The following is a 22891-nucleotide window of genomic DNA, read 5'->3' on the forward strand; positions in this document are numbered from 1 at the left end:
GTCAGGCCGCGGCCTGCAAAGGCACCAGCAGGCCCGCCAGCATGTCGGCGGCCGCCTGCTCCTGCGACTGCAGCGTGCTGCAGTCCTGGCCCGCCTGCTGCAGGGCCGAACGCAATTCCTGCTGCGCCCGGCGCGCGCGGTCCACGCCCTCTGTCGCGGAACCGGTGGCGGCGGCCTGTTCGGCCAGGGCATCGAGGCCCTGCCGGCTGCCTTTCCATTCCTTGTCGAGGAGCTGCTGCACGTTTTCGAGCAGCGATGCGCGGCGGCCGGCGGCGCCCTGGCTGCGCTCGGCCGCCTCCTGGGCGGCGGAGTTGGCGGCGCGCAATTGCTTCAGTCGCCCCACCAGCACCTCGCATCGGCCCGTGTCCTGCCGGATCTGCTCCTGCACCGCAGCGTCGCCGCCCTGGGCCTGGCGGGTCTTCAGCTGGTTGCGCATGTCCTGCAGCCAGCGCGCCCCCTGGTCCATGATCTTTTCGAGCGCCCTGATCTCGACGCCGAACTCCATCAGCAGCCGCTCGGTGGCGGTCGCCTGCGCCTGCTGCTTGCGTTGCAGGTCGCGCGCTTCGTCGGCCAGGTCCTCGGCGGCCCGGCTCACGCGTTCGTGCTGCGCGAGGTAGCTCGCGGCCGCTTCCTTGCCCTTGCCCGCCGCCCGGGCGAGCCAGCCCTTGGGCTCGAGCAGGGCGAAGTCCAGCTTGTCGATGGCGTCGTACAGCGCGTGGCAGGCGGTGCCAATCGCGCGGGCATCGCGCTCCCGCATCTGCGCCTCCAGCTGCTGGCGCAGTTCCAGCAGGCGGCGAACGTGGCCGCTGCCTGCGTCGGCAGCCATCTGGTCCAACCAGGCAGCGGGTGACGCTGCGGGCGCGGGACGGACCTTCAGCTGGGCCAGCTTGGCGGGCGTCATCAGGGACGCCGTGCGGTCGTCGTCGGAATGGTCGGGCATGGCCGCAATGGTAAACGGCTGCCCTTGCGGCCGATAGTGCTAGATCGCGCCCAGCCAGCAGGCGCGTTGGATCGCTGCCATCTTGTTGTCCACCCTCAGCTTGTTCATGGCATTGGCGAGGTGATAGTTCACCGTGCGCTCGGTGCACTGCAGCTCACCCGCCGTCTCGCGCGCGGTCTTGCCCTGGAAGGCCAGTTCCAGGCATTCGCGTTCGCGCGGGCTGAGCTTGGAGCGGCCGGTGGCGATGGAACGCTTCACCAGCGGCCAGATGTTCAGGGCCGACCAGGCCAGCATGGCCGCATCGGCGCGGTCGGTCAGTTCGCGCGGGCTGAACATGAAGCACTCGAAGGCGCGGCCGGCCGGCAGGGAGAACTCCACCCGCACCACCGTCTGGTAGCCGTGGGCCAGCCACAGCATGCGCCAGCGGCTGGTCCGCTGGGGGTCGGACTTGGCGATGGTTTGCCAGGCCACCAGCGGCGCATCGGAATCGCGCCAGCGCGCCCCGAAGTCGCGGCTTTCAGCGAGCGCGGTCGCCGCCTCGGCGACCAGCGGCGGATGGACGGCCACCACCTGCCGGTCATCGCTGCCCCCAAAGGGATCGGGGCCGAGGACCACGACGGCCTCGACCGAGAACTCGCGCAGCGCCGCCACCCAGTCGCTGAGGATGCCGTCGAGGCTGACACTGTCAAAGTTAACAGGGATCCCCATGCCAAGTCGTTGGTACTACCGCCCGGCTGTGACAATATCACCAACGGACCCACAGGCATGAGTGAGGATTTGCACCGCGTTACCTACACCACCCCGCCGCGCGCAATGCTCGAGACGATGATGCATCGCCTGCGGCATTGGGGGTCGGACGCGGTGGTGCAGCCGCTGATGGAACCGGTGCTGCATCCCTCGCACTGGCGGATTCGTGCCATCGGCGCCTCCACCATGCTGGGCCATCCCCTGTTCTGGCTGGCCTGGGGCCTCTGGCTGCCGCAGCCCTACGAGAATTTCGCCCTGCGACTGCTGATGGCGGCACTGGGCTTCAGCGTGCTGGTCGTGCCTGGAGTCACCGCCACGCCGCCGTCGCGGATGGCCGCGATCACATTCTCCATGGTCTTCTGGATCACGCTCCCCTGGTTCTTCTCGTACATGTATTTCTGCAACGGCGGGAATCCCGTGTGGCTCGCCAGCATGGGAGCGATGCTCCTGATCTATTACCACCTGACGGACTGGCGCCTGGCGACGGTGGGCGCCGCCACCGGCCTGCTGGCGGGCTGGCTCGCCTTCGAGGCCTTCGGCCCGCAGGCGCCGTCGATGTCCGCGGCGCAGGTCGCCACCAACGTCGTGGTGCTGGGTTTCTGCTGGTACACCGGCATCGTGCTGGGCCTGTCCTCGTCCAACCTGCGGCGCGAACAGCTCAATTACACCCTGGGGACCATGGGCATCATGGCGCACGAGCTGCGCACGCCGCTGGCCACGATGCAGCTGATCGCCGAGGCGGTCCGCAACGAGGCTCCCCAGAACGGGGGCGAGAGCGGCGAGCGGCTGCAGCAGTTGGGGCAGCGGCTGAACAACCTGGTGCGGAACATGAACCACCAGATCGACATGCAGATCACCAACGCGCGCCTCATGCGGCTGGCGGCCAACCCCGAGCGGATCTCCGCCGGCGCGCTGGTGCACGGGGCCATCGCCGACTATCCGTACCGCAGCACGCGCGAACGCCAGGCGGTCGTGGTGCGCGTGTACAGCGACTTCCAGTTCCTCGGCTCCCGGCAGATGTTCTCCCAAGTGATCGACAACCTGACGAAGAACGCGCTGCGCTCGCTCGCGGCAGCCTCTTCCTCACCGCAGCCCGGCGACCTGCTGATCGAGGTGGGGGCCCAGGGCCAGCGGGGCCGGATCATGTTCACCGACAACGGGATCGGCATGGACGCCGACCTGCGCAAGCGCATCTTCCAGCCCTTCTTTTCCACCGACCGCGGCACCGGCCACGGCCTCGGTCTGGCCTTTTGCCAGCGCGTCATCCAGGCGGCGCAGGGCAGCATCCGCGTGAAGTCGGCACCACACCAGGGCGCCGTCTTCACCATCGAATTGCCGGTCGCATAGGACAATGCCCGGCCCCTGCCCATGACCTTCCCACTCTTCCACCGCCCCGGCACCGTCGTCTTCCTGGATGACGATCCGGACTATCTCGAGATGCTGGCGCTGGTGCTGCCGCGCCATTGGCACCTGAAATTGTTCCTGCGTCCCACCGATTGCATCTCGCACCTGCTGCAGGAGCCTCCGTTCTGGGAAGCCGATGCCTGGAACCAGCAGCAGCTGATCGGGCTGTGGCGGGAAGGCAAGCCGCTGATCCCGCAGATCCTGGCCTACTGGTCGCGCTACACCGAGCGCTATGCGCTGTCGCGCGTTTGCGTGGTGGACTTCTCGATGCCGGGCATGGACGGGTTGCAGGTGCTGGCGGAACTGGGGGACTGGCCCGGAGCGCGTGTGCTTCTCACCGGCCAGGCAGACGAGCAGGTCGCCGTGCGCGCGTTCAACCGCGGGCTGATCGACCAGTTCATTCCGAAGCAGACGCAGGACATCTCGCGCCGGCTGATCGAGGCGGTGGAGAGCCTCCTGTTCACGTCGCACGCGCGGCACGCCCAGATCTGGCGGTCCACCCTCACGCAGGAGCAAAGTGCCTTGCTGCGGGCGCCGGGTGTCGATGCGTGGCTGACGAACTTCTGCCTGAAACACTGGGTGGAACACGTGGTGATCGGCGCGCCCTTCGGCGTGCTGGGCATGGATGCCGCCGGCAAGGTCGCATGGCTGCAGCTCGAAACGCGCCAGGGACTGGCAGCGCTGGCCGAAGTCGCCGAGGTTGCCGGCGTCGCACGCTCCGACCTCGCGGACATCCGCGCCGGCACCAGGCTGGCGGACATCGAGCTGCGGCAGGCGCTGTCCTCCTCGCAGGCCGTGTCGCTGGTCAATGCCTTCGCCGTCGGCGAAGCGGGCGGCCTCCTGGGCGCCGTCTTCTCCGTGGAAACGCCCAATGGGCCGGATCCGGACAACAGCTACAGCCGCTGGCTGGGCCGGCAGCCCAAGCGGCAGGTGCAGGACTAGTCCGCCCGCGCCCGCTGACGGCGGGCGATCGGCCACTCCCAGGGCTTCACGATCTGGGCAACCTCACCCGCCGCGGCGGCGACGTGCCGGATCTCGGCATCCGTCAGGCCGGCGCTCAGCGTCAGTCGCACCATCGCGCGGTTGCGGCTCGTGGCAGGCGCGCAAAACACGGCCCCGAAGACCCCGCGGATTTCCAGTGCGTCGCGCAGTTTCAGCATGTCGACCTCGGTCCCCGCTTCCAGCGAGATGATCTGCTCGCTCCCGTGGCCGATGGGAAAACCCAGGTCGGCAAGCACGCCGCGCACGCGCTGCGTGGTGCGCCGCAATTGCGCACGCGCCGCATCGCTGGCACGGATCACGTCCAGCGTCGCCGCGAGGCCCGCAATCTCGTGCGGTAGAAGGCAGGAGCTGAAGATGCCCGGAAAGCTGTGGGCGACCATGAAGGGCCGCAATTCTTCCGGCACCGTGAACACGCCTGCCCTGCCGGCGAACGCCTTGGCCAGGCTGGCCGTGATGAAGTGGACGCGGTGCGTCAGCCCCAGATCGGCGCACAGCCCGCGGCCTTCCGGGCCATGGGTGCCCAGCGAGTGGGACTCGTCCACGAGGATCATGCAGCCCTGGCGCTCTGCCGCTTCCACCATCGCGCGCAACGGACACAGGGCTCCAGTGGTGCTGTAGACCGAATCGACGACCAGCAGGCCCGGCCCGTGACGCTGGGCCATGCGTTCGAAGTGCTCCGGATCGTTGTGGCGGAACGCATGGGCAGGCGCTCCGGCCGCCCGCACACCCTCCCAGAGCGACATATGGGCGAGGCTGTCGAGGTACACGGGCGTCTCCGCATCCGCGATCACCTGCAGCAACCCGAGATTGGCCGCGTAGCCGGACTGGGACAACATTGCGCGCTGCTTGCCCAGGTGTGAAGCCAGCGCGGCCTCGAGCCGCGAGGTAGGGCTGCCGTCATGCTGGAACACCACCGACTGCACGACGAACTCGCGGTTGTGGCGCAAGGCATCGACCTGCGCCTGCACGATGTGGGGGTGCCCCGTCAGCGCCAGGTAGTCGTTCCCGTCGAGCCGCACCGCGTCGGGCCCCGGCGAACGTCCTTGCGTGGGCAGCCGGGATCCCCACTCCTGTTCCCACCGTTGTCGGAACTGGGCCTGCATGCGTGCACGCAGGCGGGGGAACAAATCCGGCTCGACGGCAGTGCTGCACGCACCAGCGGCGGGGTGCGTGATCTGCTTCTCAACGACTTCCATGGACAACTCCTTGTTTCATGAGTTGACCATTGGAGGGAATCTGTTTCCCGGATGAGTCACGACCCCTGTCAGGTTTGACAGGGGTGTTTACACGCAGTTACTTCGTTCTAGGCGAGCGGCTTAAGCCGTCCACCTCAAGTCAGCTGGCCGTGGCAGTGCTTGAACTTCTTGCCGCTGCCGCAGGGACACGGATCGTTGCGCCCGACGCGGGGCATGCCCCCCGCCGCGGCCATCGCCGCTGCAACCACGGGCCGCTGCCGCGCCGTGGCCTCGTCCAGGGTGCTCTGGACCTCGCCGGTGTCGGTTGGCGCCGTGTAAGTGACGTTGGCGATGCGCTCCGCGCGGTCTTCCAGGTCCTCGGCCGCCTGCTCCACCTGTTCGGCGGACTGCACGCGCACGGTCATCAGCACCCGCGTCACCTCGTTCTTCACCGCATCCAGCATCTGCCCGAACAGCTCGAAGGCCTCGCGCTTGTATTCCTGCTTCGGCTGCTTCTGCGCATAGCCGCGCAGGTGGATGCCCTGGCGCAGGTAATCGAGTGCCGCGAGGTGCTCGCGCCAGTGCGAGTCGATGGTCTGCAGCAGCACCATGCGCTCGAAGTGGGTGAAGTTCTCCTCGCCGATCTGCGTGACCTTGGCGTCGAATGCCGCATTGGCCGCGGCAACGACCTTTTCGACGATGTCTTCGTCGGTGATCGCCGTGGCGGACTCGACCTCCTGCTTGAGGGCGAGTTCGATGCCCCAGTCCTCGGCCAGCGTCTTCTCCAGGCCGGCGAGGTCCCATTGCTCCTCCACGGTTTCCGGCGGGACGTACTGGTGGACGAGGTCAGTGAAGCAACCCTCGCGAAGCGACGCGATCTGCGCGCCCAGCTGCTGCGCATCCAGGATGTCGTTGCGCTGCTGGTAGATCACCTTGCGCTGGTCGTTCGCGACGTCGTCGTATTCCAGCAGCTGCTTGCGAACGTCGAAGTTGCGGCCCTCGACCTTGCGCTGCGCGCTTTCGATGCTGCGCGTGACGATGCCGGCCTCGATGGCCTCGCCATCGGGCATCTTCAGGCGCTCCATGATGGCGCGCACGCGGTCGCCCGCGAAGATGCGCATCAGCGGATCGTCCAGGCTGAGGTAGAAGCGCGACGAGCCCGGATCGCCCTGGCGTCCGGAGCGGCCGCGCAGCTGGTTGTCGATGCGGCGGCTCTCGTGCCGTTCCGTCGCGATGATGCGCAGGCCACCGAGGCCGACGACGGCCTCGTGGTCCTTCTGCCACTGCGCGCGCAGCTCGGTGATGCGCGGCTGCTTGGTCGCCGGGTCGAGCGACTCGTCCGCTTCGACCGCCTCCACCGCCTTCTCCACGTTGCCCCCCAGCACGATGTCCGTGCCGCGGCCCGCCATGTTGGTGGCGATGGTGATCATCTTCGGCCGGCCGGCCTGCGCGACGATCTCGGCCTCGCGGGCGTGCTGCTTGGCGTTCAGCACCTGGTGCGGCAGGTTCTCCTTCTGCAACAGCTGGTCGATGATCTCCGAGTTCTCGATCGACGTCGTGCCCACCAGCACAGGCTGGCCGCGCTCGTAGCACTCGCGGATGTCCTGGATCGCCGCCTCGTATTTCTCCCGCGTCGTCTTGTAGACGCGATCGAGCTGGTCCTCGCGCCGGCTCGGCCGGTTCGGCGGAATCACCACCGTTTCGAGGCCGTAGATTTCCTGGAATTCGTAGGCCTCGGTATCGGCCGTGCCCGTCATGCCGGCGAGCTTGCCGTACAGGCGGAAATAGTTCTGGAAGGTGATCGACGCGAGGGTCTGGTTCTCGGCCTGGATCTGCACGCCTTCCTTGGCCTCGACGGCTTGGTGCAGGCCATCGCTCCAGCGGCGGCCCTGCATGAGGCGGCCCGTGAACTCGTCGACGATGATGACCTCGCCCTCCTGCACCACGTAGTGCTGGTCGCGGTGGTACAGGTGGTTGGCCCGCAGCGCCGCGTTCAGGTGGTGCATCAGCGAGATGTTCGCCGGGTCGTACAGCGTCGCTCCCTCGGGGATGAGGCCCAGGTTGAACAGGATCCGCTCGGCGTTCTCATGTCCCTGCTCGGTCAGGAAAACCTGGTGCGTCTTCTCGTCGACCGTGAAGTCGCCCGGCTTGGTGACACCTTCGCCCGTGCGGGGGTCGGCTTCACCTTCCTGCTTGGTGAGCATCGGCACGACCTTGTTGATCGCGATGTACAGGTCGGTGTGATCCTCGGCCTGGCCGCTGATGATCAGCGGCGTGCGCGCTTCGTCGATCAGGATGGAGTCCACCTCGTCGACGATCGCGTAGTTCAGCAGGCGCTGCACCCGATCACCCACCTCGTACACCATGTTGTCGCGCAGGTAGTCGAAGCCGTACTCGTTGTTGGTGCCGTAGGTGATGTCGGAACCGTACGCTTCCTGCTTTTCGTTCTTCGACATTTGCGGCAGGTTCACGCCCACCGTCATGCCCAGGAAGTTGTACAGCTTGCCCATCCACCTCGCGTCGCGGTTGGCCAGGTAGTCGTTCACCGTCACGACGTGAACGCCCTTGCCCGTGAGAGCGTTGAGGTACACGGGCAGCGTCGCCGTCAGCGTCTTTCCCTCGCCGGTGCGCATTTCAGCGATCTTGCCCTGGTGCAGGGCGATGCCACCGACCAGCTGGACGTCGAAATGCCGCATCTTCATCACGCGCTTCGATCCCTCGCGCACGACGGCGAAGGCTTCCACCAGCAGGTCGTCGACCGTTTCCTCGCCCTTGGCCAGGCGTTCGCGGAACTCCTGCGTCTTGGCGCGCAGTTGCTCGTCGGACAGCTGCTCCAGGCCCGCCTCGAGCGCGTTGATCTGCTCCACCGTGCGCCGGTACTGCTTGAGCAGGCGGTCGTTGCGGGAGCCGAAGATTTTGGTCAGGAAATTGGTGGCCATGGGCGCGGTTGTCGTCCGGGGTGCGCGAAAGGGCGCAGCGGACAGCGCAGTCCTTTTGTTGTTCAGCAGGATCAGATGGAGCCGCCAGGCGCGTTTCCAAGAATGGAAGCCATGGCGGCCAAAGCAGGGGATTTTAACTGTGCAGCCTGTAGGCCGGGTTCCATGAAAAAGCCCCGCCATGCGGGGCTCTTTCGGGACCCTCGAAGGGCCTCAGCGAGCGCGTGCCCCGGTGGACTCGAGCCTTGCGACATTCTGCGGCGCCGCTCCCGCCCGCAGGAACTTCTGCGGATCCTGCGGAACGCCTTGCACCAGCACCTCGAAGTGGAGGTGCGGCCCGGTGGACCGGCCCGTCGTGCCGACTTCGGCCACTTTCTGGCCTCGCTTGACCAGGTCGCCCTTCTTCACGAGCAGGCGAGAGGCATGGGCGTAGCGGGTGATCAGGTTGTTGCCATGGTCCACTTCCACCATGTTTCCGTACTGCGGATGCACTTCCGCCGCCACGACCACGCCACCCGCAGCGGCCTGGATCGGCGTGCCGGTCTCCGCCTGGAAGTCGAGGCCGGTGTGGAGTGCCGAGCGGCCGTTGAACGGGTCGATGCGCCAGCCGAAGGGCGACCCCACGTGGGCCGCCCGGATCGGCTGCTGCGTGGGCACCATCAGCTTCTTCAGGTGCTGGTCGATCAGGCGCGACTCCATGACCGTGAGCAGGTCGGTGCGCTCGCCAGTGAGCCGCTCCAGGTCGTCCAGGGTCGCCTGCAGCTCCTGCACGGACAGGGGGCGCCCTTCGATCAGCGCACCGCCGCGGCCAGGGTTGGCCTTGAGCTCCGCCGTGTTCACGCCGGCCAGGCCCGAGACGCGGTCACCCAGGGCTTCGAGCTGGACCACCCGCGCCTGCATCTCGCCCAGCCTGCGGGCCATGGCGTCCAGGTTCTCGCGCATGAAGCGGTCGCGCTGTTCGAACTCGTCCTGCACCACGAACCGAACCAGGGTACCGACCACCGGCCAGCGCTCGCGAGCGCCCTTGAGGAACACCCAGTGGTACAGGCCAGCGGCCATCAGCATCAGGACCAGGGAAAGGCTCACCAGTGCCAGCACGAGCTTGGTGCCACTGAGGTGAACCGCTCGACTCTTCGCGAGCCAGGCATCCGTGATAATGAAATGCACCTTCTTCTCCCTCTTCCGTCCCGCTCCATCCATGAACCGCCGCCATCACCCGGTGCCTTTCCAGCAGGCAGCCGAGGAATCTCCGACGCTTGCGCGGCTATCGCAGCTGGTGCGCGAGTCGGGCGAACGGTTCAAGGCGATCGAATCGTCCATTCCCCCTGCGCTTCGTGCTTCCATCCGGCCCGGGCCCATCGAGGGGACCACTTGGTGCCTGCTGGTCGACAGCAGCTCGGCGGCTGCCAAGCTCAGACAGCTTGTTCCTGTCCTTCAGCAAAAGCTCAGCAATCGTGGGTGGGAGGTTAGCGTCATCCGCCTGAAGGTTGGAAGCCTCCAGAAGTAACCTGCGGGGCCGTCGGTCCCGGTGGTTGACACCGACTGTCGCGGCGAGGCCGCCCGTCTTTGGGATGGTGCCGGTTGTCCGAATCGAACGGACGACCTACCGCTTACAAGGCGGTTGCTCTACCGACTGAGCTAAACCGGCGGGGCCAGGCGAGGCGCCTGGACTTCCAGGCTGGATTACATCAGATGACGAACGGGCACGGCGGCTGGTTGCCGTTCGTGCACGTCTGCGCTCGAAAGATTCAGCGGGCCGGTGCCGCGACGAGGACTACTTCACCCGCTTGAGTGCAGGGCGCGGGCCGCTGGGAGGTTTCGGCGGTTCGTGGTCCGGTGGCTTGGCGCCGTCCTCGGGCGTGACCAGCTGGACGACCTTGCCTTCGCCTTCGCCAGGCGCTGCGGGCACGCTGGAAAGGGGAGAGGTCTTGGCCGACACTGGCTCGTCCGTCGTCGCGCTCCCGGCCACCGGAACGGGAAACGCCATCCCCTGGCCGTTCTCGCGGGCATAGATCGCGATCACGCGGTTGACCGGGACCATGATCTCGCGCGCGGTGCCGGCGAAGCGCGCCTTGAACTCGATGAAGTCGTTGCCCAGCTTGAGCGAACTGGTGGCGTCGTAGCTGATGTTCAGCACGATCTCGCCGTTCTTCACGTACTCGCGAGGAACCTGCACGGACTCATCCACGAGCACCGCCACATACGGCGTGAAGCCGTTGTCGGTGCACCATTCGTAGAGGGCCCGGATCAGGTAGGGGCGCGTCGACGTCGATTCGAGGGCGTTCATCGGTCCTGCGGCGAAAGGCTCTACTTCCGCATCACCTTTTCCGACGGGGTCAGTGCCTCGATGTACGCGGGACGCGAGAAGATGCGCTCAGCATACTTCAGCAGCGGCGCGGCGTTCTTGGACAGTTCGATCCCGTAGTAGTCGAGGCGCCACAGCAGCGGCGCGATCGCGACGTCGAGCATGGAGAAGTTCTCGCCCAGCATGTACTTGTTCTTGAGGAACACGGGCGCGAGCTGGGTGAGACGATCGCGGATGTGCGATCGGGCCTTCTCCAGTGCCTTCTCGTTGGACTTGGCGGCGCGCGACTCGAGCGTCGACACGTGCACGAACAGTTCCTTCTCGAAGTTCAGCAGGAACAGTCGGACACGCGCGCGGTCCACCGGGTCGCCCGGCATCAGCTGCGGGTGCGGAAAGCGCTCGTCGATGTACTCGTTGATGATGTTCGACTCGTACAGGATGAGGTCGCGTTCGACCAGGATGGGAACCTGGCCGTACGGATTCATCACGTTGATGTCTTCCGGCTTGTTGTACAGGTCGACGTCACGGATTTCGAAGTCCATGCCCTTTTCGAACAGCACGAAGCGGCAGCGATGGGAGAAGGGGCAGGTGGTTCCCGAGTACAGCACCATCATTTTGAAAGTCCTTTAAAAACCAAAAAGAGTGGGTGCGCGGAGCAGCCCACTCTACAACGAAGGAGGCGTCACGGCGGCGGCCGGGACGCGCTGGCCTTCGCTACTTCACATTTTTCCAGAAGGCCGCGTTCAGGCGCCAGACGAGGACCAGCAGCACACCCAGGAACAGGAGCACCCAGGTGCCGATGCGGACGCGATGGTTCTGCGCCGGTTCGCCCATCCATTGCAGGAAGCCCACCAGGTCGCCAATGGCCTGGTCGTACTGCTGCGGCGTCATCGTTCCCGCGGTCACCTGCTTCCAGCCCGAGAAGACCTGGATGTCGTGGCCATGCGACTTTTCGGTGGCGAACTGCGGCTCCCGGTCACCCTGCAGTTCCCACAGGACGTGCGGCATGCCGACGTTCGGGAAGACCAGATTGTTCCAGCCGGTGGGCCGCTCGGCGTCCCGGTAGAAAGTGCGCATGTAGGTGTACAGGTAGTCGGCCCCGGTACCGCCGTGGCCCGCGCGGGACCGCGCGATCAGCGTCAGGTCCGGCGGCACCGCACCGAACCACTCCTTCGCTTCCTTCGGATCGATCGGCGACTTCATCACCTCGCCGACCTTGTCGGACACCGTGAGCAGGTTGTCCTTGATCTGCTGCTCGGAGATGCCGATGTCCTGCAGACGGTTGAAGCGCATGAACGCCGCGGAGTGGCAGTTCAGGCAGTAGTTGACGAACAGCTTGGCGCCGTTCTGCAGCGCGGGCAGGTCGTTGGTGCGGCTCGGGGCCTTGTCCCAATGGACTTCTTCGCCGCCCGCTGCCTGGGCTCCGGCGGCGACGCCGAAGGCCAGCATCACGGTGAGGATCAGTTTTTTCATTCTGGATGCTCCCCGGCTCAGTGCGCGAACACGATGCGCTCGGGCACCGGCTTGAAGGCGCCGAGGCGGCTCCACCAAGGCATCAGCAGGAAGAAGCCGAAGTAATAGAGCGTGCCGATCTGGGCCAGCAGGGTCTTGCCGTCCGAAGGCGGCTCGATGCCCAGGTAGCCGAGCACGAAGAAGAACACCACGAAGACGGCGTACAGCCACTTGTGCCATTCCGGGCGGTAGCGGATGGAGCGCACCGGGCTCCGGTCCAGCCAGGGCAGGAAGAACAGGATGATCACGGCGGAACCCATCACGACCACGCCCCAGAACTTGGCGTCGAAGGTCTTCAGCAGCGCGATGGCCACCAGCGCGGCCACCACAATGGCGACCTTGCCCACCAAGGCCAGTCGGCCTTTCCAGATCGCGACCACGGCGCCCAGCGCGGCGACGACCACGAACACGTTGACCATGAAGTCGGTCGTTGCGCGCAGCATCGAGTAGTAGGGCGTGAAGTACCAGACCGGCGCGATGTGCGGCGGCGTCTTCAGCGGGTCGGCCGGGATGAAGTTGTTGTACTCCAGGAAGTAGCCGCCCAGTTCCGGCGCGAAGAAGATGATCGCGCTGAACACCATCAGGAACACGGCGACGCCGACCATGTCGTGCACGCTGTAGTACGGATGGAAGGGGATGCCGTCCACCGGGTGGCCGGCGGCGTCCTTCGGCTGGTCCGCGCCCTTGATGTCGATGCCGTCGGGGTTGTTGGAACCGACGTCGTGCAGCGAGAACAGGTGCGCCACGACCAGGCCCAGCAGCACCAGCGGGATCGCGATCACGTGGAAGCTGAAGAAGCGGTTCAGCGTCGCATCGGACACCACGTAGTCGCCGCGGATCAGCAGCGCCAGGTCGGGGCCCACAAAGGGGACGGCCGCGAACAGGTTCACGATCACCTGGGCGCCCCAGTAGGACATCTGGCCCCAGGGCAGCAGGTAGCCGAAGAAGGCCTCGGCCATCAGCATCAGGAAGATGGCGCAGCCAAAGATCCAGACCAGCTCGCGCGGCTTGCGGTAGCTGCCGTAGATCATGGCCTTGAACATGTGCAGGTACACGACGATGAAGAACGCGGACGCACCCGTGGAGTGCATGTAGCGGATCAGCCAGCCCCAAGGCACGTCGCGCATGATGTACTCGACGGAGGCGAAGGCGAGGTTCGCGTCCGGCTTGTAGTGCATCGTCAGGAAGATGCCGGTCACGATCTGGATCACCAGCACCATCAGCGCCAGCGAGCCGAAGAAATACCAGAAGTTGAAGTTCTTCGGAGCGTAGTACTCCGACATGTGGACCTTGTAGGCATCGAAAGCCGTCGGAAAACGGTTCTCGAGCCAGTTGGTCAACTTGGCGCCGGCGCTGGCGTTGGGGGAGATTTCCTTGAATTCAGCCATGTCGCTCAAGCCTTCTTGTCTTCGCCGATCAGCAGGCGGGTGTCAGACAGGTACATGTGCGGCGGCACCTCGAGGTTGTCCGGCGCGGGCTTGTTCTTGTAGACGCGGCCCGCCAGATCGAAGGTGGAGCCGTGGCAAGGGCAAAGGAAGCCGCCCTGCCAGTCGTCCGGCAGCGAGGGCTGCGGCCCGGGGGCGAGCTTGTCGCTGGGCGAGCAGCCCAGGTGCGAGCAGATGCCCACGACCACCAGGTATTCCGGCTTGATCGAGCGGGCTTCGTTCTTCGCGTAATCCGGGATGGGGTAGGCCTTGCGCTCGGACTTCGGATCGGCCAGCTGGCTGTCGATCTTGGGCAGCGCAGCGATCTGGTCCGGCGTGCGGCGCAGGATCCACACCGGCTTGCCGCGCCATTCGACGGTCATCTTCTGCCCGGGTTGCAGCGCCGAAATGTCGACTTCAACCGGTGCGCCGGCGGCCTTGGCTCTTTCGGAGGGCTGGAAGCTGCTGACAAATGGGACGGCTGCGAAGCCTGCGCCCACCGCGCCTGCGCAACTGGACGCGATCAACCACGTCCTTTTGCTGGCGTCCACCGTGGAGTTGCTCATGGGGTCCTCGAGGATCTCTCGCTGTTTAGGGTCAACCCGCGATTGTAGCGGGTCGTTTCCACCCCCTTCAAATGCCGGCGGGTCCCGGCGCATACTCCCGCTGTTCCAACAAGAGGGGCATCTCATGAAACTGCTGGACGAGTTCAAGGAATTCGCGATCAAGGGCAACGTGGTCGATCTCGCAGTGGGCGTGATCATCGGCGCGGCCTTCAACAAGATCGTCGAGTCGCTGGTGGGCGACCTGGTCATGCCGATCATCGGTCGCATCGTGGGCAAGCTGGATTTCTCCAACCTGTTCATCGTCCTGAGCGACGTCCCGCCGGGCACGGCCTTGACGCTAGACGCGCTGAAGAAGGCGGGCGTCCCGGTGCTGGCCTGGGGCAACTTCGTGACCGTGGCGGTCAATTTCCTGATCCTGGCCTTCATCATTTTCCTGATGGTCCGGCAGATCAACCGCATGCGCCGGGCCAACGCGCAAACGCCGGCGCAGGCCGCGGAGCCGGCGCCTCCTCCGGAAGACGTGATGCTGCTGCGGGAGATCCGCGACAGCTTGCGCGGAGCGCGCTAGGGCGTCGCCAGCCGGCGCGCCATCCGCAGGGCCTCCAGCAGGCTCGCCGGATCGGCCCGGCCGGTGCCCGCGATATCGAAGGCGGTTCCGTGGTCCGGGCTGGTGCGCACCAGCGGCAGCCCCAGGGTCACGTTCACGCCCTTTTCCACCCCGAGGTACTTCACGGGGATGAGGCCCTGGTCGTGGTACATGGCCACGACCACTTCGAATTCGCCGCGGCGCGCACGCATGAACACCGTGTCCGGGGCGAACGGCCCGTGCACGTCCAGGCCATCGCGGGACGCGTCCTGCATCGCCGGGACGATGACGTCCAACTCCTCCCGGCCGAACAGGCCGCCCTCGCCCGCGTGCGGGTTCAGCCCGGCGACGGCGATGCGGGGCCGGTGCCCCAGCGCCGCCGTGAGGGCCCGGTCGGTGATCTGCAGGGTCTCCAGCACCTGTTCCCGCGTGACCGCCTCCAGCGCCTGGCGCAAGGACACGTGGATGCTCACCAGCACGGTGCGCAGTTCGTCGTTGGCCAGCATCATGCGCACTGGCATCTGCTCCACCGGCACGCCGGCGTGCAAGGCCGCCTCGGCCTGCAGCAGTTCCGTGTGGCCCGGGAACGGCACGCCCGCCGCAGAGAGCGCTTCCTTGTGCAGGGGCGCAGTCACCAATGCCGCGATCTCGCCGCGCAGGGCGGCCCGCGTCGCCCACACCACAGCGTCGGCGGCCAGGCGCCCGGCTTGCGCACTCGCCCGGCCCAGGGGCGGCAGCTCCCGTGCCGGAGCAGTAGGCTGCAACACCGGAATGCAGAGGGGCGGGACATCCACGGCCTCCGCGCTGGTCTCGATCTGGGCCACGGCCAGCGGGGGTCGGTTTCCGGCGGCGATGCGCGCTCCGCGGCGGACACAGCCGATGTCCCCGACCACGAACGTGCCCCGCGTCAGGTCCGCCGCCTGTGCGAAGGCCTTGGCGATGATTTCCGGGCCGATGCCGGCGGGATCGCCGAGGGTGATGGCGATCGGCTTCATGCCGGGTTGTCCACGTCCACGAATTCGTGGTCGATGCCGAACTGTCGCGCGACGTGCGCCGCAACGGCCGGCGCGCCGTAGCGTTCCGTCGCATGGTGGCCGCAAGCCAGGTAGGTAACCCCGCACTCCCTGGCGTAATGCGCCTGCGGCTCCGAGATTTCGCCCGTCAGGAAGGCCTGCGCACCGGCGGCGATGGCCGCTTCGAAATACGATTGCGCGCCGCCCGTGCACCAGCCGATGCGCCGGATCGGCCCGGCCGCGCCCGGCACGCAGGTCACGTCGCGCCCCAGCGCCTGCCGCACGTGCACGGCCAGCGCCTCGTGCCCCGAAAAATCCCTGGATTCCTCGCGCCCCCCGAGGAAGCCGAGGTCCTGCTCGCCGAAGCGGGCATCCGCCAGCAGCCCCAGCCGCCGGCCGAACTGGGCGTTGTTGCCCAGTTCCGGATGCGCGTCGAGCGGCAGGTGGTACGCGTACACGTTGATGTCGTGGGCCAGCAGCAGCGCCAGCCGCTGCTTCATCCAGCCCGTGACGCGGCCATCCTGTCCCCGCCAGAACAGGCCATGGTGGACGAACAGGGCATCGGCTCCCCGGCGCACCGCCTCCTCGATCAAGGCGCGGCTGGCCGTGACGCCGGACACGAGCTTGCGCACGGTGTCGCGGCCTTCCACCTGCAACCCGTTGGGCCCGTAGTCGCGGAACCGCTCCGGAGCGAGCAGGGTGTCGAAGGCTTGCAGCAAGTCTTGCCGGTGGGTCATGCGGAATAGGACACAGGATCAGCCGCCATTCTGCTACGGCCCCCCGGTGCTGCCTCGCTCCAACATCGCGGTCGGCATGGAGCAGCAAGGAGCGGACGATGAGCGCGCTGACGATGATGGTCTGGAGCATGGCGTTGGGCGCGATCGCGGCGGTTGCGTTCGCGCGGCTTGGCGACCTGCTTGCACGGCCCAGTGCCTCGCAGCTCCGCTCGCTCGGCTACCACGTGAGTGTCTTCCTGCTGGTGCTGGTGGAGAGCGGCGTGCTGCGCCAGGCGGCGGCCCCGGGCGCCGAGCGCCTGCGGGTCCTCCAGGTGCTCGCGGGCCCGCTCTGCGTGGGCCTGTCCACCTTCTGGATCCATGCCTGGCTCGCCGCCAACGAGCGCGACCGGCTGATGGCGGCAGTCCTGCGCGCCTGCGCCTTCGCCCTGCCGCTGCTCGGACTCGCCACGCTGGCGCTGCCGGCGGACCTGCAGTTGCCGGTGGCGGCCCAGCTCTCCCTGGCCGGCGGCGGCCTGACGTGGTGGGTGACGGTGCGTGCCTGGAGGATCGGCGATCGCCTCGCCCTGATCATGGCCTGCGGCTGCCTGCTGACGCTGCCTGCCATCGCCGGGCTGTATGCCATCGCCATGCACCTCGGCCAGTGGAGCCTGGGAGAACAGGCCCTGGTCGCGCTGGCGGCTGCCGCCAGCAATGCATTGACCGGACACGTCCTGTGGCGGCGCGAGCTGCGGACGTGGCGCACGCGGGAGACGGGCAGCGTCCCCGCCATCGACCCCGTCACCAAGCTGCACAGCAGCGCGGCACTGGTCCACCGCCTCGTCGCCGCGCAAAAACGGCGGCGCCGGACCGGGCGGGAGGGCGCCCTGGTCGCAGTCACGGTGTTCGAGCCGGAGCGGATCGCCGCCGTCGCCGGCACCGCGGCCTTGAACGAGGCATGGATGACGCTCGCCGCCCGCATCCAGCGCGAGATGCGCGTCGTCAACCCCGTGGGCCGCTACTGGGACCGCTGCTTCGTCGCCATGGTGGAGACCATCCCCACGCGCGCCTGGCTCCGCACCCTGGGCCTGCGGCTGGCGGCCAGCCTCCGGCAGCCGGTGGAAGTGACGGGTCGCAGCGGGGAAACGGTGCGGGTGCGGGTCGATTTCGGCATCGGCATCGTGCTGCTGGGACGCCGGGCGCCGGAAGTCGAAGACGTGCTGGACGATGCGCAGCGACTGGCCGAGGCGGCCCGGCAGATGCGAACCCGGGCTGCCACCTTCGACCTGCTGACAGGCATGCCGGTGGCGATCGAGGAGGCCCAGTTCAAGCCGCCGGCGCGCCACCGCGGCAGTGCGACGCAGCCGATGCCGTCCCTGCAGCGTTCCGCCCGCTGACCCGCAGCGCCGGGGCGGGCATACACTTGGGGTTTCCCCAAGTCAACACATGCGACGCTTCTGGCTGTTGTTCTCCCAGTCCGTGACCGTGCTGCTCGCGGTGTACTTCGTCGTGATGACGATGAAGCCGGAATGGCTGAACCGCCGCCCGGTCACGACCGCCGCGACCGGCGTCACGCTGTCGGAGTCCCCGAGCGCGGCGAACGCGCCGGCCCCGACGGGCAGCTTCCGCCTGGCGGCGCAAAAGGCCTCGCAGGCTGTGGTCAGCATCAACACCAGCAAGGCGGCGGAACGGCCCTCCTCCAACGATCCCTGGTTCCGCTTTTTCTTCGGCGACCAGGGCGCCATGCCGCAAAGCGGGCTGGGCAGCGGCGTCATCATCAGCCCGGACGGGTTCATCCTCACCAACAACCATGTGGTCGAGGGCGCGACCGAAATCGAGGTTGCGCTGAACGACAGCCGCAAGGCACGCGCCAAGGTGATCGGCACGGACCCGGAAACGGACCTCGCGATCCTGAAGATCGACCTCGATCGGCTGCCCGTGATCACCCTCGGCAATTCCGATGCGCTGCAGGTCGGGGACCAGGTGCTCGCCATCGGCAACCCGTTCGGGGTGGGCCAGACCGTCACCAGCGGCATCGTCAGCGCGCTGGGGCGCAACCAGCTGGGCATCAACACCTTCGAGAACTTCATCCAGACCGACGCCGCCATCAACCCGGGCAACTCGGGCGGCGCGCTGGTGGACGTCAGCGGCAACCTGATGGGCATCAACACCGCCATCTACTCCCGCTCGGGCGGCAGCATGGGCATCGGCTTCGCCATTCCGGTGTCCACCGCCAAGCTGGTGCTCGAGGGCATTGTGAAAGACGGCGTCGTCACGCGCGGCTGGATCGGCGTGGAGCCGGCGGACCTGTCGCCGGAACTGATGGAGACCTTTGGCGTGAAGGCGCACAAGGGGGTGCTCATCACCGGGGTGCTGCAAAGCGGGCCGGCGGCTCAGGCCGGCGTTCGCCCGGGCGACGTGGTCGTCCAGGTGGCCGGCAGGGACATCGCCAATGTGTCCGAGCTGCTGTCGACCGTGGCGGCGCTCAAGCCCGGCACCGCCACCCAGTTCAAGCTGCAGCGCCGCGAGGAGAACCTGGAAGTGACCGTGACGCCGGGCAGGCGGCCCAAGCCCAAGCAGCCGCAGGCAGCGCCGCAGCGCTGACGCTTCTTCAGGACTTGGCGGCCTGGCCCTCTTCCTCGGGCGCCTTGGTGTGCTTGATGAAGATCTGCGCGGCCCAGATGCCCACCTCGTAGAGCAGGCACATCGGCACCGCCAGCGCCAGCTGCGACACGACGTCGGGCGGCGTGATGACGGCGGCGATGATGAAGGCCAGCACCACGAAATAGCCGCGGAACTCCTTGAGCTTCTGCACCGGCACGATGCCCATGCGCGCCAGCACCACGACGACGATCGGCACCTCGAAGGCCGCACCGAAGGCGAGGAACATGGTCAGCACGAAGCTCAGGTAGGCCTCGATGTCCGGCGCGGCCGTGATGCTCTTGGGCGCGAAGCTCTGGATGAACGAGAACACCTTGCCGAACACGAAGAAGTAGCAGAACGCCACGCCGATGAAGAACAGCAAAGTGCTGGACACGACCAGCGGCAGCACCAGCTTCTTCTCGTGCGAATAGAGACCCGGCGCCACGAACGCCCAGACCTGGTACAGCACCACCGGCAGTGCGATCAGGAAAGCCGCCATCAGCAGGATCTTCAGCGGCACCACGAAAGGCGAGATCACCGAGGTGGCGATCAGGGTCGCGCCCTTGGGCAGGTGCGCAATCAGCGGCGCGGCCAGGATGTCGTACAGCGCCGACGGGCCGGGAAAGATGGCGAGAACGCCGGCGACCACCGCGATGGCGATGATGGCCTTGACCAGCCGGTCGCGCAGCTCGACGAGGTGCGCCACGAAGGGCTGTTCGGTGCCGGCCAGTTCGTCTTCCTGGTCGTTCGGAGATGTGGACATAGGGGAAGGGCCGCCGGCGCTGCCGGCCCCGCTTTCAGTTGAACTTCTGCGGGCGGTACTTTGCCACACGGGCGGCGCCCGACAGCGCGCGGGTGCGCACGCCGGAGCGGGCCTTGTACCAATGCGGCACCGCGCCCTGCTTCACGCGCCACTTCTTCTTGGGGTGCTTGTACTCGGGGAAGGCGGCCGGTTCGGGCAGCGCAGTCTGCGCCGTGGAGGTGGCGTCCTGCCACTCCTTTTCGAAGTCCGAGGCCGCGCTGGACACGGATTGCTCGACGTCGCGCGCGGCCGTCTCCACCGTCTCCTTCATCTTCTTGAGCTCGTCGAGCTCCATCGAACGGTTGACCTCCGCCTTCACGTCGTTCACGTAGCGCTGGGCCTTGCCGATCAGCGTGCCGACCGTGCGTGCGACGCGCGGCATCTTCTCCGGGCCGATCACGATCAGCGCGACGACGCCGATCAGCGCCATCTTTTCGAGGCCGAGGTCTAGCACGGGGTCAGGACTTGTTGCGCGCTTCGACGTCGATGGTGGTCTTGTCGGCGCCCGTCGGGCCTTGCGAAGCCGTCACCTGGCCGGCCGGCGGCACGGGCACGTCCGGCTGCGAGCCGTCCTTCATGCCGTCCTTGAAGCCCTTGACGGCGCCGCCGAGGTCTTGGCCCATGTTCTTCAGCTTCTTGGTGCCGAACACCAGCACGACGATCAACAGCACGATCAGCCAGTGCCAAATGGAAAACGAACCCATGGATTACTCCTGTCTTACTGCTCGGATTCTAGTCGGGCAGGGGAAGTTCATCCCCTGTGGAAAATGCTCAGCCCTTCAACCACGGGCGCGGCCCGCCGATCACGTGGAAATGCACGTGCGGCACTTCCTGCCCGCCGTCGTCGCCGGTGTTGCACACCAGCCGGAACCCGCCTTCCGGATAGGGGCGGCACCCCTCCTGCGCGGCCAGCTTGGGCACAAGGCTCATCAGCTTGCCCAGCATGGGCGCATGCCGCTCCTCGACGTGCGCCATGGAGGTGATGTGCTCCTTGGGGATCAGCAGGAAGTGCACCGGCGCCCACGGATGGATGTCGTGGAAGGCCAGGACCTCCTCGTCCTCGTACACCTTGCGCGCGGGGATCTTGCCCTCGGCGATCTTGCAGAAGATGCAGTTCGGATCGTGGCTCATGGCGTGTTCATTCGGGAAGGCGATTGTCGTTGAAGCGCAGCCACCCGCGCAGGCAACGGTAGAGATACCAGGCGCCGATGACGGTCCAGGCCAGCGCGCCGGGCAGGAACACCAGCAGCCACAGCGGCGAGCTCAGGGCCAGCCACAGCAGGGTCCACCACACCGTGCGGATCATGTAGTTGTGGTGGGCCAGGTACAGCACGTCGCCCTCGTCGGCGCGCCTGACGTAGTGCACGACCAGCGCGATCACCGACAGTGTCCACAGCGTGAACGGCGACACCGTGTGCATGCCGTACAGCAGGTGCATGACGCTGCGGTCGCCGGGCGTCTTGCCCACGAATTCCCCGTAGTCGGTCTGAGCCATTTCGGTCCCCCTACTCACCCCGCCCTTCACGATCGCGAGCCTTGCGCAGGGCCTTTTCCTCCAGCCCCGACAGACCTTCGCGCCGTTGCAGTTCCGCCACCACGTCGGCCGGCCTCAGTCCGTAGTGCGCCAGCGCGATCATGCAGTGGAACCAGAGGTCGGCTACCTCGCCCACGAGCCTGGTCGGGTCCCCGCCGTGCTCGAGATCCTTGGCGGCCATGACGACCTCGGTCGCTTCTTCGCCGATCTTCTTGAGGAAAGCGTTCGGCCCCTTGTGCAGCAGGCGCGCGACATAGCTGGCCTCCGGGTCGCCCCCGTTGGCGAGCTTGCGGCTCTCGATCACATCGGCCAGTCGGGCCAGCGGGTCAACTGCAGTCATGGGTCGCTATTTGTAGATGGTCGACGGGTCTTTCAAGACGGGTTCCACCGCTTGCCAGGCGCCGTCGCGATAAAGCTGGAAGAAGCAGCTGTGGCGGCCGGTATGGCAGGCGATCGAGGGATCGTGCCCCAGTTGCGTCACCTTGAGCATCAGCACGTCGTTGTCGCAGTCCATGCGGATCTCGTGCACCTGCTGCACGTGGCCGGACTCCTCGCCCTTGAACCACAGCTTGCCGCGCGAGCGGCTGAAGTACACGGCACGCCCGAGCTCGGCCGTCTTGCGCAGCGCCTCACGGTCCATCCAGGCGAACATCAGCACGTCGCCGGTGGAAGCCTCCTGCGCGATGACGGGAACGAGCCCTTGGGCATCCCACTTGACTTGATCCAGCCAGTCCATGACGCAATTGTCCCACGACGCGCGCAGCGCACCGGCCAGGGACGAGCCGCCACCAGGTGGCTCGTTGTCCTCTAGATCCTCACCGGGATGCCGCGTTCGGCCATGCGCTGCTTGGCCTGGCCGACCGTGTACTCGCCGTAGTGGAAGATGCTGGCGGCCAGCACCGCATCGGCGCCGCCCTGCTGGATGCCATCGGCCAGGTGGTCCAGGTTGCCGACGCCGCCCGATGCGATCACCGGCACCGGCACCGCGTCGCTCACCGCCCGGGTGAGTTCGAGATCGAACCCCGCCTTGGTCCCGTCCCGGTCCATGCTGGTCAGGAGGATCTCTCCGGCGCCCCGGCGGGCCATCTCGCTCGCCCAGGCGACGGCGTCCAGCCCGGTGTTGCGGCGTCCGCCGTGGGTGTAGACGTCCCAGCCAGGCCCCCGGCTGGCTGCATCTTCGGTGCTGCGCCGCTTGGCGTCGATGGCCACGACGATGCACTGCGCGCCGTATCGGGCGGAAGCCGCGGAGATGATGTCCGGGTTGGCGACCGCGGCGGAGTTGAAGCTGGTCTTGTCGGCGCCAGCGTTGAGCAGCCGGCGCACGTCTTCGACGGTTCGCACGCCGCCGCCCACGGTCAGCGGGATGAACACCTGCGAGGCCACCGCCTCGATGATGTGCAGGATCAGGTCGCGGTCGTCACTCGTGGCGGTGATGTCCAGGAAGGTGAGTTCGTCGGCGCCCTGCTCGTTGTAGCGGGCGGCGATCTCCACGGGGTCGCCGGCATCGCGCAACTCCACGAAGTTGACGCCCTTGACGACGCGGCCGCCCGTGACATCCAGGCACGGGATGATGCGCTTGGCGAGCATGG

The 22891-nt window shown here is 67.0% G+C and carries 26 protein-coding genes and 1 tRNA gene; 6 read left to right on the forward strand and 21 right to left on the reverse strand.

Going from position 1 to position 22891, the window contains the following annotated elements; genetic code table 11:
* Position 1: 1 nt before the first annotated feature.
* Entirely contained in the window at positions 2–940 is a 939-nt protein-coding gene (locus AC1DSA_RS00075) for a hypothetical protein (RefSeq protein ID WP_477884795.1), read from the reverse strand.
* A 39-nt stretch (positions 941–979) separates the two neighbouring features.
* Positions 980–1648 carry a helix-turn-helix transcriptional regulator gene (locus AC1DSA_RS00080; protein WP_477884797.1) on the reverse strand — a complete coding sequence of 223 codons (669 nt, stop codon included), beginning with the start codon at positions 1646–1648 and terminating at the stop codon, positions 980–982.
* A 57-nt stretch (positions 1649–1705) separates the two neighbouring features.
* Here AC1DSA_RS00080 and AC1DSA_RS00085 point away from each other — a divergent pair, with 57 nt between their 5' ends.
* Both AC1DSA_RS00085 and AC1DSA_RS00090 read left to right on the forward strand, forming a co-directional pair.
* A complete protein-coding gene (locus AC1DSA_RS00085; protein WP_477884799.1) occupies positions 1706–3034 on the forward strand; it encodes a sensor histidine kinase in 1329 nt (442 codons plus the stop codon).
* 21 nt (positions 3035–3055) lie between these two features.
* Positions 3056–4033 (forward strand): response regulator, encoded by a 978-nt coding sequence (locus tag AC1DSA_RS00090; RefSeq protein ID WP_477884801.1) that lies wholly within the window; start codon positions 3056–3058, stop codon positions 4031–4033.
* Here the strand turns inward: AC1DSA_RS00090 and cqsA are convergent.
* The 3 genes from cqsA to AC1DSA_RS00105 form a co-directional block, all read right to left on the reverse strand.
* Complete coding sequence (cqsA, locus tag AC1DSA_RS00095; protein ID WP_477885932.1) at positions 4030–5289, reverse strand: alpha-hydroxyketone-type quorum-sensing autoinducer synthase; 1260 nt, start codon at positions 5287–5289, stop codon at positions 4030–4032. The two genes, AC1DSA_RS00090 and cqsA, sit on opposite strands and share 4 nt — an antisense overlap.
* Positions 5290–5423: 134 nt before the next feature.
* A complete protein-coding gene (gene secA, locus AC1DSA_RS00100; protein ID WP_477884803.1) occupies positions 5424–8207 on the reverse strand; it encodes a preprotein translocase subunit SecA in 2784 nt (927 codons plus the stop codon).
* A 210-nt stretch (positions 8208–8417) separates the two neighbouring features.
* Positions 8418–9371 carry a M23 family metallopeptidase gene (locus AC1DSA_RS00105; RefSeq protein ID WP_477884805.1) on the reverse strand — a complete coding sequence of 318 codons (954 nt, stop codon included), beginning with the start codon at positions 9369–9371 and terminating at the stop codon, positions 8418–8420.
* A gap of 31 nt (positions 9372–9402) precedes the next feature.
* Here AC1DSA_RS00105 and AC1DSA_RS00110 point away from each other — a divergent pair, with 31 nt between their 5' ends.
* The gene (locus AC1DSA_RS00110; protein ID WP_477884807.1) at positions 9403–9711 is read left to right on the forward strand and encodes a hypothetical protein; all 309 of its coding nucleotides are present in this window, start codon (positions 9403–9405) and stop codon (positions 9709–9711) included.
* A 65-nt stretch (positions 9712–9776) separates the two neighbouring features.
* Here AC1DSA_RS00110 and AC1DSA_RS00115 read toward each other — a convergent pair.
* The 6 genes from AC1DSA_RS00115 to petA form a co-directional block, all read right to left on the reverse strand.
* A tRNA-Thr gene (locus AC1DSA_RS00115) sits at positions 9777–9852 on the reverse strand.
* Positions 9853–9978: 126 nt separating this feature from the next.
* Entirely contained in the window at positions 9979–10491 is a 513-nt protein-coding gene (locus AC1DSA_RS00120; RefSeq protein ID WP_477884809.1) for a ClpXP protease specificity-enhancing factor, read from the reverse strand.
* 20 nt (positions 10492–10511) lie between these two features.
* Entirely contained in the window at positions 10512–11123 is a 612-nt protein-coding gene (locus tag AC1DSA_RS00125) for a glutathione S-transferase N-terminal domain-containing protein (protein ID WP_061500777.1), read from the reverse strand.
* Positions 11124–11223: 100 nt separating this feature from the next.
* Positions 11224–11982 carry a cytochrome c1 gene (locus AC1DSA_RS00130; protein ID WP_477884811.1) on the reverse strand — a complete coding sequence of 253 codons (759 nt, stop codon included), beginning with the start codon at positions 11980–11982 and terminating at the stop codon, positions 11224–11226.
* A 17-nt stretch (positions 11983–11999) separates the two neighbouring features.
* The gene (locus AC1DSA_RS00135) at positions 12000–13409 is read right to left on the reverse strand and encodes a cytochrome b (protein WP_477884813.1); all 1410 of its coding nucleotides are present in this window, start codon (positions 13407–13409) and stop codon (positions 12000–12002) included.
* Between the two features lie 5 nt (positions 13410–13414).
* Positions 13415–14011: a ubiquinol-cytochrome c reductase iron-sulfur subunit gene (petA, locus tag AC1DSA_RS00140; RefSeq protein WP_477884815.1), complete on the reverse strand. Its 597-nt coding sequence runs from the start codon at positions 14009–14011 to the stop codon at positions 13415–13417.
* A gap of 124 nt (positions 14012–14135) precedes the next feature.
* Here petA and mscL point away from each other — a divergent pair, with 124 nt between their 5' ends.
* Positions 14136–14579, forward strand: a complete 444-nt coding sequence (mscL, locus tag AC1DSA_RS00145) for a large conductance mechanosensitive channel protein MscL (protein ID WP_477884817.1) — start codon at positions 14136–14138, stop codon at positions 14577–14579.
* Here mscL and pdxA read toward each other — a convergent pair.
* Positions 14576–15592, reverse strand: coding sequence for a 4-hydroxythreonine-4-phosphate dehydrogenase PdxA (pdxA, locus tag AC1DSA_RS00150; protein ID WP_477884819.1), 1017 nt, complete (start codon positions 15590–15592; stop codon positions 14576–14578). The genes mscL and pdxA overlap by 4 nt on opposite strands.
* Complete coding sequence (locus tag AC1DSA_RS00155) at positions 15589–16347, reverse strand: Nif3-like dinuclear metal center hexameric protein (RefSeq protein ID WP_477884821.1); 759 nt, start codon at positions 16345–16347, stop codon at positions 15589–15591. The genes pdxA and AC1DSA_RS00155 overlap by 4 nt, the downstream gene beginning before the upstream one ends.
* 98 nt (positions 16348–16445) lie before the next feature.
* On the opposite strand from AC1DSA_RS00155, the gene AC1DSA_RS00160 reads away from it, so the two are divergent.
* Both AC1DSA_RS00160 and AC1DSA_RS00165 read left to right on the forward strand, forming a co-directional pair.
* Positions 16446–17720: a diguanylate cyclase domain-containing protein gene (locus AC1DSA_RS00160; RefSeq protein WP_477884823.1), complete on the forward strand. Its 1275-nt coding sequence runs from the start codon at positions 16446–16448 to the stop codon at positions 17718–17720.
* Between the two features lie 49 nt (positions 17721–17769).
* A complete protein-coding gene (locus AC1DSA_RS00165; RefSeq protein WP_477884825.1) occupies positions 17770–18927 on the forward strand; it encodes a S1C family serine protease in 1158 nt (385 codons plus the stop codon).
* A 7-nt stretch (positions 18928–18934) separates the two neighbouring features.
* Here AC1DSA_RS00165 and tatC read toward each other — a convergent pair whose 3' ends face one another.
* The 8 genes from tatC to hisF form a co-directional block, all read right to left on the reverse strand.
* Positions 18935–19729: a twin-arginine translocase subunit TatC gene (gene tatC, locus AC1DSA_RS00170; RefSeq protein ID WP_477884827.1), complete on the reverse strand. Its 795-nt coding sequence runs from the start codon at positions 19727–19729 to the stop codon at positions 18935–18937.
* 34 nt (positions 19730–19763) lie between these two features.
* Positions 19764–20222 (reverse strand): Sec-independent protein translocase protein TatB, encoded by a 459-nt coding sequence (gene tatB, locus AC1DSA_RS00175; RefSeq protein WP_477884829.1) that lies wholly within the window; start codon positions 20220–20222, stop codon positions 19764–19766.
* A 4-nt stretch (positions 20223–20226) separates the two neighbouring features.
* Positions 20227–20472, reverse strand: a complete 246-nt coding sequence (tatA, locus tag AC1DSA_RS00180) for a Sec-independent protein translocase subunit TatA (protein WP_477884831.1) — start codon at positions 20470–20472, stop codon at positions 20227–20229.
* A gap of 67 nt (positions 20473–20539) precedes the next feature.
* Positions 20540–20899, reverse strand: a complete 360-nt coding sequence (locus AC1DSA_RS00185; RefSeq protein ID WP_477884833.1) for a histidine triad nucleotide-binding protein — start codon at positions 20897–20899, stop codon at positions 20540–20542.
* Positions 20900–20906: 7 nt separating this feature from the next.
* A complete protein-coding gene (locus tag AC1DSA_RS00190) occupies positions 20907–21263 on the reverse strand; it encodes a DUF4870 family protein (protein ID WP_477884835.1) in 357 nt (118 codons plus the stop codon).
* Positions 21264–21273: 10 nt separating this feature from the next.
* Positions 21274–21642, reverse strand: coding sequence for a phosphoribosyl-ATP diphosphatase (locus tag AC1DSA_RS00195; protein WP_477884837.1), 369 nt, complete (start codon positions 21640–21642; stop codon positions 21274–21276).
* Positions 21643–21648: 6 nt separating this feature from the next.
* Entirely contained in the window at positions 21649–22038 is a 390-nt protein-coding gene (gene hisI, locus AC1DSA_RS00200; protein ID WP_477884839.1) for a phosphoribosyl-AMP cyclohydrolase, read from the reverse strand.
* Positions 22039–22109: 71 nt separating this feature from the next.
* On the reverse strand, positions 22110–22889 hold the full coding sequence (gene hisF, locus AC1DSA_RS00205) for an imidazole glycerol phosphate synthase subunit HisF (RefSeq protein WP_477884841.1): 780 nt from the start codon (positions 22887–22889) through the stop codon (positions 22110–22112).
* Positions 22890–22891: the final 2 nt, after the last annotated feature.

The sequence above is a fragment of the Ramlibacter sp. P4_H7 genome (assembly GCF_056400765.1).

Excerpts from the sequence above, each read along its gene's own strand:
- secA (WP_477884803.1), bottom strand. The coding sequence starts at position 8,207 with ATGGCCACCAATTTCCTGACCAAAATCTTCGGCTCCCGCAACGACCGC.
- hisI (WP_477884839.1), bottom strand. The coding sequence starts at position 22,038 with ATGGACTGGCTGGATCAAGTCAAGTGGGATGCCCAAGGGCTCGTTCCC.
- AC1DSA_RS00185 (WP_477884833.1), bottom strand. The coding sequence starts at position 20,899 with ATGAGCCACGATCCGAACTGCATCTTCTGCAAGATCGCCGAGGGCAAG.
- tatA (WP_477884831.1), bottom strand. The coding sequence starts at position 20,472 with ATGGGTTCGTTTTCCATTTGGCACTGGCTGATCGTGCTGTTGATCGTC.
- cqsA (WP_477885932.1), bottom strand. The coding sequence starts at position 5,289 with ATGGAAGTCGTTGAGAAGCAGATCACGCACCCCGCCGCTGGTGCGTGC.
- AC1DSA_RS00090 (WP_477884801.1), top strand. The coding sequence starts at position 3,056 with ATGACCTTCCCACTCTTCCACCGCCCCGGCACCGTCGTCTTCCTGGAT.
- AC1DSA_RS00155 (WP_477884821.1), bottom strand. The coding sequence starts at position 16,347 with ATGACCCACCGGCAAGACTTGCTGCAAGCCTTCGACACCCTGCTCGCT.
- AC1DSA_RS00190 (WP_477884835.1), bottom strand. The coding sequence starts at position 21,263 with ATGGCTCAGACCGACTACGGGGAATTCGTGGGCAAGACGCCCGGCGAC.
- AC1DSA_RS00080 (WP_477884797.1), bottom strand. The coding sequence starts at position 1,648 with ATGGGGATCCCTGTTAACTTTGACAGTGTCAGCCTCGACGGCATCCTC.
- AC1DSA_RS00135 (WP_477884813.1), bottom strand. The coding sequence starts at position 13,409 with ATGGCTGAATTCAAGGAAATCTCCCCCAACGCCAGCGCCGGCGCCAAG.
- mscL (WP_477884817.1), top strand. The coding sequence starts at position 14,136 with ATGAAACTGCTGGACGAGTTCAAGGAATTCGCGATCAAGGGCAACGTG.
- petA (WP_477884815.1), bottom strand. The coding sequence starts at position 14,011 with ATGAGCAACTCCACGGTGGACGCCAGCAAAAGGACGTGGTTGATCGCG.
- AC1DSA_RS00195 (WP_477884837.1), bottom strand. The coding sequence starts at position 21,642 with ATGACTGCAGTTGACCCGCTGGCCCGACTGGCCGATGTGATCGAGAGC.
- AC1DSA_RS00125 (WP_061500777.1), bottom strand. The coding sequence starts at position 11,123 with ATGATGGTGCTGTACTCGGGAACCACCTGCCCCTTCTCCCATCGCTGC.
- AC1DSA_RS00085 (WP_477884799.1), top strand. The coding sequence starts at position 1,706 with ATGAGTGAGGATTTGCACCGCGTTACCTACACCACCCCGCCGCGCGCA.
- AC1DSA_RS00075 (WP_477884795.1), bottom strand. The coding sequence starts at position 940 with ATGCCCGACCATTCCGACGACGACCGCACGGCGTCCCTGATGACGCCC.
- pdxA (WP_477884819.1), bottom strand. The coding sequence starts at position 15,592 with ATGAAGCCGATCGCCATCACCCTCGGCGATCCCGCCGGCATCGGCCCG.
- AC1DSA_RS00110 (WP_477884807.1), top strand. The coding sequence starts at position 9,403 with ATGAACCGCCGCCATCACCCGGTGCCTTTCCAGCAGGCAGCCGAGGAA.
- AC1DSA_RS00120 (WP_477884809.1), bottom strand. The coding sequence starts at position 10,491 with ATGAACGCCCTCGAATCGACGTCGACGCGCCCCTACCTGATCCGGGCC.
- tatC (WP_477884827.1), bottom strand. The coding sequence starts at position 19,729 with ATGTCCACATCTCCGAACGACCAGGAAGACGAACTGGCCGGCACCGAA.
- AC1DSA_RS00165 (WP_477884825.1), top strand. The coding sequence starts at position 17,770 with ATGCGACGCTTCTGGCTGTTGTTCTCCCAGTCCGTGACCGTGCTGCTC.
- hisF (WP_477884841.1), bottom strand. The coding sequence starts at position 22,889 with ATGCTCGCCAAGCGCATCATCCCGTGCCTGGATGTCACGGGCGGCCGC.
- AC1DSA_RS00130 (WP_477884811.1), bottom strand. The coding sequence starts at position 11,982 with ATGAAAAAACTGATCCTCACCGTGATGCTGGCCTTCGGCGTCGCCGCC.
- AC1DSA_RS00160 (WP_477884823.1), top strand. The coding sequence starts at position 16,446 with ATGAGCGCGCTGACGATGATGGTCTGGAGCATGGCGTTGGGCGCGATC.